General features: G+C 68.4%; 10 protein-coding genes. 6 read left to right on the top strand and 4 right to left on the bottom strand.

The annotated features are described in order from the left end of the window. Positions 1-24: 24 nt before the first annotated feature. The 4 genes from WMF29_RS45640 (at position 25) to WMF29_RS45625 (ending at position 5,792) form a co-directional block, all read left to right on the top strand. The gene (locus tag WMF29_RS45640) at positions 25-1,512 is read left to right on the top strand and encodes an OmpP1/FadL family transporter (RefSeq protein WP_437326302.1); all 1,488 of its coding nucleotides are present in this window, start codon (positions 25-27) and stop codon (positions 1,510-1,512) included. A 272-nt stretch (positions 1,513-1,784) separates the two neighbouring features. Further along, positions 1,785-2,072, top strand: a complete 288-nt coding sequence (locus WMF29_RS45635; protein ID WP_437326301.1) for a hypothetical protein — start codon at positions 1,785-1,787, stop codon at positions 2,070-2,072. A gap of 172 nt (positions 2,073-2,244) precedes the next feature. Next, positions 2,245-2,526 (top strand): hypothetical protein, encoded by a 282-nt coding sequence (locus tag WMF29_RS45630; RefSeq protein ID WP_437326300.1) that lies wholly within the window; start codon positions 2,245-2,247, stop codon positions 2,524-2,526. 194 nt (positions 2,527-2,720) lie between these two features. After that, positions 2,721-5,792, top strand: coding sequence for a tetratricopeptide repeat protein (locus WMF29_RS45625; RefSeq protein WP_437326299.1), 3,072 nt, complete (start codon positions 2,721-2,723; stop codon positions 5,790-5,792). Between the two features lie 157 nt (positions 5,793-5,949). Here the strand turns inward: WMF29_RS45625 and WMF29_RS45620 are convergent, their stop codons facing one another. Further along, on the bottom strand, positions 5,950-7,479 hold the full coding sequence (locus tag WMF29_RS45620) for a sigma-54-dependent Fis family transcriptional regulator (RefSeq protein ID WP_437326298.1): 1,530 nt from the start codon (positions 7,477-7,479) through the stop codon (positions 5,950-5,952). 629 nt (positions 7,480-8,108) lie between these two features. Between WMF29_RS45620 and WMF29_RS45615 the strand changes: the two genes are divergently transcribed. Then, positions 8,109-9,785, top strand: coding sequence for an AIPR family protein (locus WMF29_RS45615; RefSeq protein ID WP_437326297.1), 1,677 nt, complete (start codon positions 8,109-8,111; stop codon positions 9,783-9,785). A 383-nt stretch (positions 9,786-10,168) separates the two neighbouring features. Here the strand turns inward: WMF29_RS45615 and WMF29_RS45610 are convergent, their stop codons facing one another. From WMF29_RS45610 to WMF29_RS45600, 3 genes are all read right to left on the bottom strand, one after another. Beyond that, positions 10,169-10,351 carry a hypothetical protein gene (locus WMF29_RS45610; RefSeq protein ID WP_437326296.1) on the bottom strand — a complete coding sequence of 61 codons (183 nt, stop codon included), beginning with the start codon at positions 10,349-10,351 and terminating at the stop codon, positions 10,169-10,171. A gap of 71 nt (positions 10,352-10,422) precedes the next feature. Beyond that, positions 10,423-11,880 (bottom strand): peptidoglycan-binding domain-containing protein, encoded by a 1,458-nt coding sequence (locus WMF29_RS45605; protein ID WP_437326295.1) that lies wholly within the window; start codon positions 11,878-11,880, stop codon positions 10,423-10,425. 540 nt (positions 11,881-12,420) lie between these two features. Next, positions 12,421-14,064 (bottom strand): ATP-binding protein, encoded by a 1,644-nt coding sequence (locus WMF29_RS45600; protein ID WP_437326294.1) that lies wholly within the window; start codon positions 14,062-14,064, stop codon positions 12,421-12,423. Positions 14,065-14,317: 253 nt separating this feature from the next. Here WMF29_RS45600 and WMF29_RS45595 point away from each other — a divergent pair, with 253 nt between their 5' ends. Next, on the top strand, positions 14,318-14,908 hold the full coding sequence (locus WMF29_RS45595; protein ID WP_437326293.1) for a Uma2 family endonuclease: 591 nt from the start codon (positions 14,318-14,320) through the stop codon (positions 14,906-14,908). The last annotated feature ends 149 nt before the right edge of the window (positions 14,909-15,057 follow it).

Below are 15,057 nucleotides of genomic sequence, written 5' to 3'. Positions count from 1 at the left end.
CCCCCCACCGTGAGGACCCGTCTCATGCAAGGAGCTCTGCCGCCCTCGCGGCCCCGCGCCCGTGCGCGTCAACGAACACGACGTGAACTCGCCGCGCTCTCGCTCGCGACAGGCCTCGTCTGCCTGACGGCGCGGGACGCGCACGCCTCGGGCATCGACGCGCCCTGGGTGACGAGCGGCCTCTCGGGCCCCACGACGTCGGACGCCGCGGCCGTCTACTGGAACCCGGCCGAGCTCGCGGGGGTCCAGCGGCCGGAGCTCGTCCTTGGCGCGGGCCTCATCGTCGGCCACGCCACCTACCAGCGCGAGCGGCGCGGCACGTACCAGACGCCGGACACCCTCCAGTTCAAGCTCCCGCTCGATCCGGCGAACGTCGACGCCAGCAAGCGCGGCCGCGCCGAGGAGGTGTCGACGACGCCGATCGCGCCGACGGGCAACGCATTCCTGGCGATCCCGGTCCTGCCGAACCGCCTCACGGTCGGCGTCGGCCTGTATGTCCCCTATGCCGCGGCGCTCAGCTTCCCGGACGGCGCGCAGCGCTGGCAGCTGCGGCAGGCGTTCATCGTGTCGACGTCGCTCACGGCGGCCGCGGGGCTCAAGCTGACCGACCAGGTCTCGCTCGGCGCCGGCGTGTCCTATGTCAGCGGCCTGGCCGAGCTCTCGAAGGTGCAGGACTTCGGGAGCCTCAAGGAGTTCCACGACGGGCTCGACTACCTCAAGCAGGACAACGACTTCGGCCCGAGCACGCCGTCCGAGCTGCGCGAGCTCGACGTCCTGGCGCGCTCCATCTCGATCAAGGAGGCCCTGTCGCACGGCGCCTCGTTCCACCTCGGGCTCGCCTTCAATCCCAACAAGGATCTCCGCTTCGGCCTCACGTACCAGCACAGCGCCGCGATGCGGTACAAGGGCAAGTTCGCCATCGACATGAACCACCCGTTCTTCACGCAGGACCTCGCCGAGCAGGGCCTGCGTTACAAGCCGCTTGTCGAGGGCGACGCGGAGCTCTCGTTCACGCTCCCCAAGCGGCTCACCGTCGGCGTCGGCTACCGGGTGAACGACAAGCTCAGCCTCGATGGGCTCCTCTCGTACGTGCTCTATTCGGACATCGAGGCGTTCGTCGTCGAGGCCTCGTCTCCGGATCTCGCCCAGCCGAAGCTCGGGATCACCGATCGCGTCACCGTGACGCTGCCGCGCAGGTGGAACGACACGGTGTGGGCGGAGATCGGCGCCAAGTACAAGCTGAGCGAGGCGTTTCTGGCGACGGCGTCGGTCGGGTACCAGTCGGCGGCCTCGCCGGACAGCACGATCGACGTGGCCTCGCCCGACAACCACCGGCTGATCGGGGACGTCGGGGGTGTCTTGAAGCTCAGCGATCGCGTGTCGCTCTCGGGCGACGTCCGCGTGCAGGGCATCCTGCCGCGCACGGTGACCGGCTCGGATTACGACCTCGGCAACGGGAAGTACTCGCTGGTGCTCGCGACGGTGGGCGGGCACCTCAAGTTCGTGTTCTGACGGCGATTCGCTGACCGCCGGCGGCTACTGGACCCCGGTCGCGAGCCAGCGCGCTGTTCTCCGCGAGGAACAGGTGTCTCCTTCAGAGAGGCAGGGGGCTCGGCAGCCTCGTGCTCGGCGCCGGAGATCCGGGCAGCGATAAGCCTCGTTTTCGGCGCAAACGCGGGAGCTCGCCGACGGACGCCCGGCGTGCTCGTCGTGGCATGGCATCTGCAAAACCTTTCGCCGGACGCTTCGTTTCTCGCCGACAACGCCGCTTCAACCACCGCGCCATGCACGTTGCGCGCGGGTCGATGCGCAGAGGGCGGCTCGCCGGCGTCGAGACGACCAACAACCGGAAGGAGTCGACCATGAAGCACCTGTTCTTCGCCACGTTCTTGCTGCCCCTCGCGCACGTCGGTGATGCCGGCCCCGCCATGCCCGGATCGAGCGAAGGCGCGGTGGTCGAGGCCGCCAACGAGAGCCACGCCGAGCCGATGCCGCTGGCCGCGCCCATCTGCCTGCCCGGTGAGAAGCTCGTGTGCACCCTGGGGCCTCCGCCTCGCTGCCGTTGCGAATGACCGCCGCGAAGGGCCGTCGCGCGGCCTGCGCCGGCCCTCTGGCGAGCACGTAACTCGCAGAGAGCAAGGGCCGCTCGCCATGAGCTCCTGCCGACGTCAACGACATCGCTGTTCCACCTGTCCGGTCACCATCGAGGAGAGTCGAATGTTCACTCGCGTCACCCAACGATCCATGTCCGTCCTTCTCGCGTCGCTGCTGGCGAGCTTCTCCCTGTTCGGCTGTCAGGTCGAGGTCGCCGAGGAGCCGTCGCCCGACAGCGAGGTGGGCGAGGTGAGCCAGGAGTTGCTCAACTGCAAGGGCCGGTGCGCCAAGTTCTTCATGCTCTGCGTCCAGTGGGGCGAAGACTACGAGTCGTGCGCCGCCGAGCGCGATGCCTGCATGGCGGAGTGCGACGAGCAGACCTGCGAGCCCGGGGAGCCCGGTTGCTGCCAGGGTCAGCCGACCTGCTGGTAGCCGCCTCTCCCCCGCCCTGCCGGGATGATGGAACCGCCAAGGCGCCATAAGACACCAAGATTATTGATATTTTCTTGGCGTCCTTGGCGCCTTGGCGGTTCAAGAGACCGCACCTTCAGTCAAAGTCCCCTACCACCCTGGAGAGGGCGACGCAGGGACCACAGGCCGCGACGCCGCGTGCTACACAGCGTCCTGTGAGCCTGGGCGAGAGCGTGATCATCTGCCCGGGGTGCAGCGCGGAGAACTCTCCGTTCAACCCGCGTTGCACCCGCTGCGACGCGCTGCTCTCGGAGGAGCCGCGGTCGCGCTCCGCGACCGCCGAGGAGCCCCCGTCGAGGCAATCGACCTCCCGCGACGAGCACGCGTCCTCGAGCGTCACGATCGATCCGCTCGCAAGCACGATTGTCGTCCCGGACGGGGGAGCCTCCGGGCCTCCGGGGCCGCCCGGGGACGATGCATCGCTCGATCTGCGCCCGGGGACGAAGCTCGGCCGGTTCGAGGTGCTCGATCGCCTCGGCGAGGGCGGCATGGGCGTGGTGGTGCGAGCGCGCGATCACGTGCTCGGCCGCGACGTGGCGATCAAGGTGCTGCGGCCCGAGGTGCTGGGGCGCTCGGGCGCGGCGACGGCGCTCGCGCGGCTCGTCCGCGAGGCGCAGGCCATGGCGAGGATCAAGCACCCCAACGTCGTCACGGTGCACGAGGTCGACGCCTCGGGCGGTCAGGTGCGCGTGGTGATGGAGCACGTCGACGGCCGGACGCTGCGCGCATTCTGCGTCGAGAAGCGGCGGCCCCCGTCGGAGGTCGTGGCGGCCTTCCTCCAGGCAGGCAAAGGCCTGTCGCAGGTGCACCACGCGGGCCTCGTGCACCGCGATTTCAAGCCCGACAACGTCCTTGTCGGCGCCGACGGCCGCGTGCGCGTCACCGATTTCGGGCTCGCGGGGCTCGCGGAGGGCGAGGCCGTCAGCGGCCCCGCGGAGGCGGGGATAGAGGCCGCGCTCACACGTTCGGGCTCGTTCCTGGGGACGCCGGTCTACATGGCGCCGGAGCAGCACCGGCGAGAGGCCGCGGATGCGCGCGCCGATCAGTATGCGTTCTGCGTGTCGCTATGGGAGGCGCTCGCGGGCGAGCGCCCGTTCGCCGGCAAGACCTACGACGAGCTGCGCGAGAACGTGACGCTCGGGCGGGTGCGAGAGCCGCCGCGAGGGGCCGAGATGCCGGCGCGGATCCGCCGCTGTCTCGAGCGCGGGCTCTCCGTCGACCGGGACGCGCGATACCCCGACATGGACGCGCTGCTCGCCGATCTCGCGAAGGATCCGGCGGCGGCGTGGAGGCGCGGGCTCGTCGCGGCGTCGGGGCTCGCGCTCGCGGGCCTCGTCGTGTTCGCGTTCGCGCGGCAGCCTGCGGACAGGCTCTGCAAGGGCGGCGAGGCGAGGCTCGCGGGCGTCTGGGACGGGGCGACGATGGCGAAGGTGCGGGCAGCGTTCGCCGGCACCGGACGGCCGTACGCGGAAGACACGTACCGGCGCGTGGAGAAGGCGCTGGGCGAGCGGGCGCGCGCGTGGGTCGCGATGTACGCCGACTCGTGCGAGGCCACGCACGTGAGGGGCGATCAGTCGGCCGGGCTCCTCGATCTCCGGACGCTGTGCCTGGAGCGCCGCCGCCAGGAGATGGGGGCGCTCACGGCGCTCTTCGCGCACGGAGCGGACGCCGAGGTGCTCGATCGATCGATCGAGGCATCGCTCGCGCTCCCCGGCCTCGAGCGCTGCGCGGACGCGGGCGCGCTGACCGCGGCGGTCCCGCCGCCCGCGGACGCCGCGGCGCGGGCCCGCATCGACGCGCTGCGGGGTCGCCTTGCCGAGGTCAGGGCCCTCGACGAGGCCGGCAAGTTCGGCGACGCGCTCGCGCTCGCGCGGCCGCTCGCCGACGAGGCCCGCGCGGCGGACCATGCCCCGATCGAGGCGGAGGCGCTCCTGATGCTCGGGCGTGCGGCGCGGGACGCGCACGACGCCCCGGCCGCGGAGGCGGCGCTCCGCGAGGCGCTGCGCGCGGCAGCGCGGGCCAGGGACGACGCCCTCGCGGCGGAGGCATGGCCCCAGCTCATCTACGTGGTCGGCTACCTGGAGGGCCGGCACGCCGACGCGCTCGCGCTGCAGCTGGCCGCCGAGGGCGCGGTCGAGCGGACGGGGGGCGACACGCTGGCGAGCGCGCGGCTGCTCGGCACGCTGGGCAGCGTCCTCGACGAGCAGGGGAAGTACGGCGAGGCAGCGCAGCACGTCGAGCGCGCCCTGGCCGGCCTCGAGAAGGCCCTCGGGCCGAAGCATCCCGAGGTCGCGGCGACGTGGAGCCGCCTGGGCACCGTCCTCCTCCACCTCGAGAGGTTCGACGACGCGGAGCGCGCAACCACGCGAGCGCTCGCCATCCGAGAGGAGACGCTGGGCGCCTCTCATCCGAGCGTCGCGCTCACGCTCAACAGCCTGGGTCGCCTCTTCAACACCCAGGGCAAATACCGGGATGCCTTGCCCCGGATCGAGCGAGCCATCGCCATCCAGGAGAAGGCGCTCGGCCCCGAGCACCCGTTCCTGGCGGCCTCCGTCAACAACCTCGGCAATGCGCTCGTCATGCTCGGCGAGACCGACGCGGCCAGGCGTGCTCACGAGCGGGTGCTCGCCATCCGGGAGAAGGCGCTCGGCCCCGATCACCCCGACGTGGCGTCATCCCTCAACAACATCGGGGCCGTCCTTGAAATGCAGCAGAAGTTCGCCGAGGCGACGCCCTATTACGAGCGGTCGCTCGCGATCCGCGAGAAGGCGCTCGGCCCCGATCACGCGAGCGTGGCCTCCTCGCTCGGCAATCTGGGGAGCGCGCTCGTCGCGCAGAAGAGGTACGCCGAGGGCCTTGTGCGCCTCGAGCGCGCCGCGGCGATCCAGGAGAAGGCCGTGGGCCCGAGCTCGCACGCGGTCGCATCGATGCTCACCGGGATCGCCGGCGCCTACAACGACATGGGCGAGCCGGGAAAGGCGCGCCCGTTCGCCGAGCGGGCGCTCGCCATCTATGCGGCGAAGGGCGAGGGCGTCTCTCCGATCGAGCTCGCCGATACGCGCTTCCACGCGGCCCGGGCGCTCTGGGGCTCGGCGCGCGACCGGGCGCGGGCGATGAAGCTCGCGACCCAGGCGCGCGACGCCTATGCGGCCGAAGAGGGGGAGTACGCGAAGCGCGCGCTCACGGCGGCGAAGGAGTGGCTCGCGGCGCACGGCGGCGCGCGGTGAAGCGGGGGCCGCGCTCGGGGGAGCTCCCGAGCGGGTGGCATGGGACTCCCCCACCCTGCGGGAATGAGGGAACCGCCAAGGCGCCATAAGACGCCAAGATGATGAAGATTTTTTGGCGCCCTTGGCGGCTTGGCGGTTCAAAGGCCGGCGGCGTCCGTCAGCCATCGAAGGCAGCGCGCCGGCCGCCTGCGCCGGCGACCCGGTGCTTCGCCAGGAGCTTCTGCAGGTAGGTCCGGTTGAACCCGGACTCCCGCGCCGCCTGCGACACGTTCCCCCCGTGCCGATCCATCAGCGCCACGAGGAACGCGCGCTCCAGCTCGGCGACGCCCGCCTCGCGCGCCGCCTCGAGCTCGTCGGCGGAGAGCCGCGAGAAGCGCGGCGCCAGGGGCCCGGGGCCTGCTGGCTGAGCCACATCGGACGGGAGCAGATCCACGTCGAGCTCCGGCCCTGTCGCCAGGATGCACGCGCGCTCCACCACGTGGGCGAGCTCGCGCACGTTGCCCGGATACGCATGCTCGCGGAGCGCCCGCGCGGCGCGCTCCGTGAAGCGGGGCCGCTCGCCGGGGCGTTTCCAGCAGGTGCGGAGGAAATGTTCGACGAGGAGCGGGACATCGCCCGCGCGCTCGCGCAGCGGCGGAATCCCGATCTCGATCACCTTGAGCCGGAAGTACAGATCGCGCCGGAACTTCCCTGCCTCGACGAGCGCCGGCAGATCCTGGTGCGTCGCCGCGATCACGCGGACATCGACCTTGTCGGTCCGGTCGGAGCCCACGCGCTGGATCTCTCCGAACTGCAGGAAGCGCAGGAGCTTCGCCTGCACCTCGGGCGCGATCTCCGCGACCTCGTCGAGGAAGAGCGTGCCTCCCTGCGCCGACGCGACCCGCCCGACGCGGTCCCGGTCGGCCCCGGTGAACGCGCCTTTGACGTGGCCGAAGAGCTCCGACTCGAGGATGGTGCCCGGCAGCGCCGAGGTGTGCAGCGTGACGCAGGCCTTGCTGCGCCGCGGGCTGTTCACGTGGAGCGCGCGGGCGATGAGTTCCTTGCCGGTGCCCGTCTCCCCGCGCACGAGCACGGTCGCGTCCGAGTCGGCCACCTGCGCGACCGTCTTGAGGAGCGCGAGCATCCTGGCGTCCTGCGTGACGATGCCCTCGAAATCGTAGCGGGCGAAGAGATCGCGCTCGAGGCGCTGGCTCCGGCGGCGCAGCGCCTCGCGCTCGCTGGCCCGCTTGAGGAAGAGCCCTGCGAGCTCGGCGAACTCGGCGACGAAGCGGAGCGCCTCGTCGCTGGCGGCCCGCGACTTGTACTCCACGTAGACCGCGCCGTAGACATCGGCGCCGTGGGCGAGGGGTGCGACGAGCGCGGCGGACGCGCCCGACTCCTCGAGGCTCTTGAGGAGCGGGGAGCGCGGCTCGTCGGCGTCCCTGGAGAGGTGAACGATCTGCCGAGTCTCGATGGCCTGCCGCACGAGGCCGCGGCTGAACTTGCGCTCCTTGTCGGAGATCTTCGCCTTGTCGAAGTGGACCGCGAACTTCTGCTCGTACGAGCCGTCCTCACGGACGACGATGAAGCCGCGGTCGGCGCCCGTCGCCTCGAGGACGCGGCGGAGGACGAGCTCGGGGGCCCTCGCGTCGTCGTCCTCCGAGAGGAGGATCCTTACGATCTGAAGGAGCGAGGGGTAGAGATCCATGGCCGCGGCGCTCAGAGTACGATGAGGGGGGAAGGGATCACAAAGCGATTCCCCCGAGGCGTCGGGGATCCCCTGTGGCGTCGCCGGGTGTGAGCGTGGCGAGTGGCTGGTCGCCCGCGCGCGGCATGGCCGGCACGGTTGCTCGCCGGGGGCGTGATCCGCGCGGCATCGGGTCGGAGAGGCGTAGCTTGCGCTGCCTCCTACGTGGGCGCCGAGAGCACCGCTTGAAGCGTCACGGAATCGTCCGGCCGACCAGTGGTCGCGGGGTTAGCGCCCGCCATCGGAAGGTTGCCGTCGGCCTCGACCCTTTCAAAACAGGCGTAAACCTACCGGATCGTGTCCTCCCGCTCCCCCTTGACACGGGACGGTATCTCCGCTGACCTCGCAGAGTGGGACGGTCGAGGGGTAGTTGGTTCGACAGAGAGGCTCAGAGAGACTCCTCCGGATGTTCGGGAGAGGTGATGTGCAGAGCAGGTCCCAGTGATGCCGAAACGGCTGAAGCGCGCAGTTCAGGGCCAAACCTCGCGACGCACCTCTGTCCACACGCTCACCTGATTGGGTGCATAAACCTGCGAGTGTTAACGAATGCCACGTAGACCAAGTGCGACCTCCGGCAGAAGGACACCTTGATGAGTGACCTGCACGTCCGTCAGATCAAATCAACCATCGAAAAGACCTTCCGCGGAAAGATCGACGTAAGCGACCTCGCAAACCATCAACCTAGCGATCAGGAAAACGGCTTTCTGACGCGGGCATTAGCTGCCCTTGCCCTCGCCCATTTGGCCAGCATCGAGCCACAGGATGCGGCAAACTCTATCACCGATGGCTCTCAAGATAACGGCATAGATGCCGTGTACTACCATCCACCAGAGAGGATCCTGTACCTCGTTCAGTCCAAGTGGCGACATGACGGAAGCGGCTCTGTGGAACGCGGCGACCTTCAGAAGTTCCTCAAGGGCGTCAAGGATTTGATCAACGCACGATGGGACCGCTTCCCGACCAAGCTGAAGCGCCGCAAAGCCGCGATTGAACAGGCGCTTAACGACGCCACAACGCGCATTTCTCTCGTGGTTGTATATACGGGCCAAGCCCCTCTTTCGAATGATGTCAAACAGGACCTTCAGGATATACTCGACGAACTAAACGACCCCACCGACCTTGTCTACAGTCAAGTCCTCCGACAGGCAGACGTATACGCAATAATATCCAAGGGGATAGGCGGAGCCCCCATCGATGTCGATGTTCAGATGTACGAGTGGGGCCAGATTCGGGAGCCATTCCACGGCTTCTACGGACAGGTTGCTGCCAGCGACGTCGCACAATGGATGATGGTTCATCAGAACCGCTTATTCGCTCCCAATCTGCGAGTGTTTCTGGGCGTCACATCTGTCAACGCTAGCATGGTCGACACATTAACGAATCATCCGGAACATTTTTGGTATTTTAACAATGGCATCACCGCGCTATGCCGAAAAGTTGTCAAAAAGCCACTTGGAGGCAACACGCACGAGACAGGTCTCTTCGAGTGTAGCGATCTTCGAGTAGTAAATGGCGCCCAAACAGTTGGCGCGATTACCGAAGCCGCCACGAAGAATTCAGAGCCAGTTAGTCGCGCACGTGTATGGGTTCGCCTCATTTCCCTCGAGAATTGTCCAGAAGGCTTCGACAAGGAGATTACGAGATTCAACAATTCTCAGAACCGGATCGAGCATCGCGACTTCGTAGCTCTCGACCCAGAGCAAGAGCGCATTGCCTCTGAGTTGGCCCTCGAGGGAATCACATATCTATACAAATCCGGCGAAACGCTTGTAGATCATTCTAATGGGCTCGACCTGGCGGAGGCAACCGTTGCGCGCGCCTGCAGGCAGACTGACATTACATTTACTGTAAATGCCAAGGCCGAGATAGGTCGCCTATGGCAGGACATAGAACGAGCTCCGTATAAGGTACTATTCAACAGTTCGGTCTCGGGGCCCAGTATATGGCGCCTCGTCCAAATTCTTCGACTGGTTGAGAGTCAGCTCGTCAAGTTCCGAAAAGATGCAGATGGCAGAAAACGACTCCTCGTTGTTCACGGGAATCGATTTGTCGCCCACACTGTCATGAGAACTATGCCAAGCGACGTCCTAAGCGGCGGAGCCGCCCTAGACGAAGCGGCAGTTGTCAAGACGACCAAGAAGATGGTCACGGACGTCCTATCAATCGTTAACCAGCTTTACGCAGACGCCTATCTCGCGAACCTATTCAAGAACATTGAGAAGTGCCGTCAGGTAGCATCGCAACTCGCGTTACCTCCAACGAAATAGAACGGCACTCGATCTTGGTGGGCCCGGCGGGCGACGTGGGCCGACGGGTCGGGCACGGCGACCTCCGGCTGCGGTGGCCCTTCTCGTGGTACTTCCGGACCTAGCGGCCGGCGATGCGGAGCAGCGCGGCCGGGATGGCGTTCAGGATGAGCTCACGATCGTGCAAACCGGGTGCGAGCGAGGTCGATCACGGGCGCGACGTGCGGCGTTGCATGCGGGTCGCTGAGAAGCTCTGCCAGCGTCCGAGCGGCGATCTCCGCTGTCGCGACGTCGCCCGCCGGATGGGCAGCAGCGATGGTTGGCGTGAGGGTTGCGACAAGCCCCTGGCGCGGACTGCTCGCCGGGGGCGCGGCCAGAGCCGCTTTGAGTCGGGTAGTGGTCGTCTACGCCGCCTGCTTCACGACCGTTAAGGACACCGCCGGCAGCGTCACTGAATCGTCCGGCCGACCAGAGATCGCGGGGTTAGCGCCCATGATCGCCAGATTGACGTCGGCCTCGACCCGCTCGAAACCCACGGAAAACCGCCCGATCGCCTCACCCCGCTCCTCCTGGAAGAGCGACGCCATCGACACTTCATCCCTGCATCGAAGGGCCCGCCTTCACTCCACGCCCTGCGGCGCTCCCCTCCCCGCGACGTTCACCCCCTGATGGTCGCCCCGTGGATATGCGTCGCGAGATCCGCGTACTTCATGCGAAACCGCCCACACCCCTCCGGCAGCGGCGCGCGTGGCGGGACGCCCTGGCAGCTGTCCGCCCCCGCAGGATTGCGCAGTATCACCGAGGCCGGCGAGCCGTCCGCCCCCCGCTCGATCTTCTCGCCCGCGACCCAGTGATAGCCACCCTCCCATTTCAGGAGAACCGGCACCTTTTCCCCGCGCCCCAAAGCCCCAGCGACATCATCGGCCACGGACGCCCCGCTGCGCAGCAGCGCCGAGACGCTCGTGTAGCTGCCGCCCATGATGTCCTGGAACAAGCTCGTGAAATTGCCGAGCGGGACGCGCGAGTCGCCCCCCAGAGCAGCCCAGAATGAGTCGTTGTCCTCGGGGTTGTCGTAATCGAAGATCCAGCTCATCAGGGTCGCGTGGTTCATCAGCGCCGACTGGAACATCCGGTCGATGTCGATGCGGCCCGAGGCGTCGCGCTGGATCGCGTTGCGCGGCATCCTGAGCACGCGGCCGGAGCGGAGCGTCACCTCGCCCGCCTCCCGCGTGATCCCGTCGAGGATCCGCGTGAACTCGGCCGGATCGGCGCGCAGCAGGACGTACTCCATCGTCCCCGCGCCGCAGGTGCCGTGGCGCGCCCCCTGCTTGACGCGCAGCGGGTTGTCCACGTGCCGGATCGCCTGTGCGAGCACGAGGTGCGGATCGATGCCGCCCTCGAGCACGAGCCTGCCATCGCGCCGGACGCCCGCCATGGTCGCGAGGTTCGGCAGCAGCGCCCCCGCGTGCAGCCGGCCCGCGGCGAGCAGCCTGTCGAGCGCGGCCAGCGCGCGCGCGTCGTCCCGTAGCGCGCGCCGGACCTCGTCGAGGCGCGCGCTCCGATCGGCGGCGAGCGCGCCGTAAGCGGCGGTCGCGGGCCTTTCGTCGACGGAGTCCACGGCGGGCGGCGGCGTGTCCGGGTCCGGCTCGGCCCCGGGCACGACGCGCGGGAGCCTGCTCGCATCCGTGAAATAGCCCTGATCGGTACGCGAGGCCTCGGCGACCGCCTGGACCGCGGACGGCTTGCGGCCGAGCGCCGCCGCCTCCTCCGGGCTGAGCCCCGCGGCCCTGGCCATGGCCTCCTCGAGCGACGGCGTACGCCGGGCCGCCATGCGCCTGTCGAGGGCGGCGATCGTCGCGGCGTCCACGATGCCCGTCCGCGGCAGGCCCTCCGCGGCTTGCAGCGCGACGATGGCGGCGTGCGTCTTCGGCCCGAACGAGCCGTCGGCCTTCATCGCGTCGCCGAGCGCGAGCGCGCCGAGCGCCTCTTGCAGGGCGCGCACGCCGTCGCCGTGCGCCCCCTGCGCGAGCGTCGCCGCGCCCCCCGCAACCGCTCTCAACGCCTCGTTCGACGCGAGCTCGGGCGCGCCGAGCCCTGTGTTCCCGCTGTCCCCCATGGGTCCCCTCTCCTGCGCTCACCAGGCGCGCTCGGTCCATCCCAGGATACAGCAGCGCCTGACGGTCCCGGTGCTCACGCCGGCGGCGCGCGCCAGCTCGACGGCTGTCGCCGCACCGTGCAACGGGGGCGTTCGCACCAGGGATCGAGACATCCTGGACGAAAAACAAGACAAAACTCGACGAAATCTAGAAAAACATCTCAAGTTTCCAGGTAAACACAGGCCACATCCAGAGGCTCGGCTTTCATAAATAGACAATCGAGAGCTACATCCAGAGGTTTACCCTTCAGAACCAGATGATCAAGAGCCACATCTAGAGTTTCTGCTTTCTCAACTAGCCCATCGCGAGCCACATCCAGAGAATCGGCTCAAAGAACCAGATCGACGCACCCGGGATCCAGAGAAACCGCTCAGGAATCGAGCAAATAGGACCGGCCCGCTTGTGCTCGCTCGGTGAAGGCACGCCCCGGCTCGACCTCCGAGAGAGCCGGCGTAGCTGGCTGCCCGTTCAAGGCGGCCGATGGAGACGAGCAGAACGCCTCACGTCCAGCCTTGGGCCGGCCGCGCGTCCGCTGGCAGCCGCATCGTGAACGTCGTACCGCGACCGGGAGCGCTGTCCACATGGACGCTCCCGCCGTGGGCTTCGGCGCAGGCGCGTACCAGCATCAGACCGAGGCCCCATCCGTGTGCGCCGTGCTCGCCCGCGGCGCGCGTGAACGGATCGAACAGCGTCTCTCGTGCCTCCGGGGGGATCGGCGCGCCCTCGTTGTGCACGCTCACCTCGACGCCGTCCCGCAGCTTCGCGATGACGACGGTGATCGGCGCGTCCTTCGCGCCGTACTTCAGCGCGTTCGAAATCAGGTTCCAGAGCGCGCGTCGCAGCTCCGAGGCACCCCAGATCCCTCGGACGCCCTCGTCTGCACGCAGCACGATGCGGCCAGGGTGATCGGCCGCGAGCTCGTTGACGAGCTCACGGGCGAGCTCGCCCAGGTTGCACTCCTCGAGCGTGACCGAGAGACGCCGGCCGGCGTGAATCCGATCGGCGTCGAGCAGATCGGTCACCATGCGGTCCGCCCGATCCAGGTTGCGGACGACGACCTCGACCCGCTTCGCGACGCCCGGCCCGGTCGCGTCCGGCTGCGCGGCGAGCAGCGTCGCAGCTATCCTCGCGGCCGACAGCGGGCCGCGGAGATCGTGCGCCAGGACCGAGACGAACTGGTTTCGTAGCTCGCGCGCGACGCGCAGGGCACCGAGCTGATCGAGCAGCTCCGTGTAGAGTTTGGCGTTATCGAGGTGGAGCGCGAGCCGCTCGCCGAGCGCCGCGATGCGCCGCGTCTCACGGGCGGTGAACGTCCGCTTCTCACGGAGGCCGATGTACAGGACACCCAGGAGAGAACGCTGCGGCGGGAGACGGATGCCGAGCAGCGAGTGGATGCCGCTGTGCCGGAGTCTATCCGGCACGTCGAGCAACGTGGTCTCCACGTCGCGCATCGACATCGCATAGTCCTGCAAGGCGACGGCGCCTGCGAAGGACGAGGCGTCGACAATTCGCACGTACTCGACGAACGGCTCGTCGGCCAGGCCCACCGAGGCGACCATCTCCAGCTTCCCGGTCCTGATGTCGTGCAACAGCAGCGCAGCCGTATCGGCGTCCATCGACTCCATGACGACCTCGAGGACCTTCCTCAAACGCCCCGACGACAGGGGCGCCTCTCCGCCGAAAGGCTGCAAGAACGGGTCATGGAGCAGCCGCAGGTAGCGCTTCTCGGTTTGCTCGTCCTCCAGGAGGTGTTGCCGGAACGCTTGCGCTATGAACACGGAACGGGCGTGGATCTCGGCGAAGAGGCGATCGATCTCCTCCAAGCTCGGCTGCTCTTCGGCGCCTGCGATGGCCCAGGTGCGAACGATCGCGCGCCCGAGGATGGCGAACTCTTCCAGCGCCTCCTCGAGGCTGAAGCCAGCACGCAAGCGGGAGGACAGCTGACTCTCGATGAGCTCGTTTCGCTGGCGGACCACGTCCTCCCCATCCCATCCGCGCGCGAGCGTCCGCACGTACTTGGGCATCATGTTCGTCAGCTCGGGGCTCGCCAGCCCCCGCGCCGCCGCTGCCCTGTTCGCTTCGCTGGCCCACGCTGCGACGATCTCTGATCCGTGCGCCGCGATGATCTGTTTGATCGTCCGCATCGACCCCCTCACATCCTTGTCGAGATGATCCTTAAGAGGCTCGACGGGGCTCGTGCCAGTGCGCGTCACCGAGGCTCCGGATCACACCACCCGAGCGCTTGGACGCATTCCCAGGTCTCCCGGTCAGCGAAACCCGCACGCACGCGGGCTCGCCTTGGTGATCGCGGTCGTAACCCTGCGCCGGTCAGCGCCCCGACCTGGCCGTCTTTCTCACCGCCTTGCCTCACCGCCCGCCCCCGGGCAGGCTTCGCCCATGGGCCAGCCCGCCGAGAAGCAGCGCCGCGCCACGTACGCCGACCTCGGCACTGTCCCGCCGAACAAGGTGGCGGAGCTCATCCGCGGCACCCTGCACGTGTTCCCCCGACCGGCACCGCGACACGCGAGCGCCGAGAGCGCGCTGCAGGGGGAGCTCTTCGGTCCCTTCCAGCGGGGGCGGGGTGGGCCAGGTGGCTGGCGCATCCTTGTCGAACCCGAGCTCCACTTCCCCGATCCGGACGCGCCGGGGGAGGTCGACGTGCTCGTGCCCGACCTCGCTGGCTGGCGCGCCGAGCGCATGCCCGAGCTGCCCAAGACGGCCTATTTCGCGCTCGCTCCAGACTGGATCTGCGAGGTGCTGAGCGCATCCACGGAGAACCTCGACCGTGACGAGAAGATGCCTATCTACGCGCGCGAGGGCGTGCGGTATGCGTGGCTGGTCGACCCGATCGCGCGGACCCTCGAGGCCTACGTGCTCGACGCGGATCGTCGCTGGGGCCCCGCGGCCGTCTACCGCGACGCCGCGCGCGTTCGCGTCGCGCCGTTCGAGGCCATCGAGCTCGACCTGTCCGTGCTCTGGGCGGAGTAGCAGGCTGCTACGCTGTGAGCGCCCGGCCATCGTCATGGGCAAGGGCCAATTCTGGTAACCTGCGCGCCCCTCGCCCGGCCCGGGCGGGGCGTCACCGCAGAGAACGCCATGAAGTGGGGTCCGCTCGCGCCGGCCGCCGACAGCCTGGC

Source organism: Sorangium sp. So ce381, assembly GCF_051473845.1.
Lineage (GTDB): Bacteria > Myxococcota_A > Polyangia > Polyangiales > Polyangiaceae > Sorangium > Sorangium atrum.
Note: the sequence above shows the minus strand (reverse complement) of the source record. Positions and strands in the feature narration are given on the sequence as shown.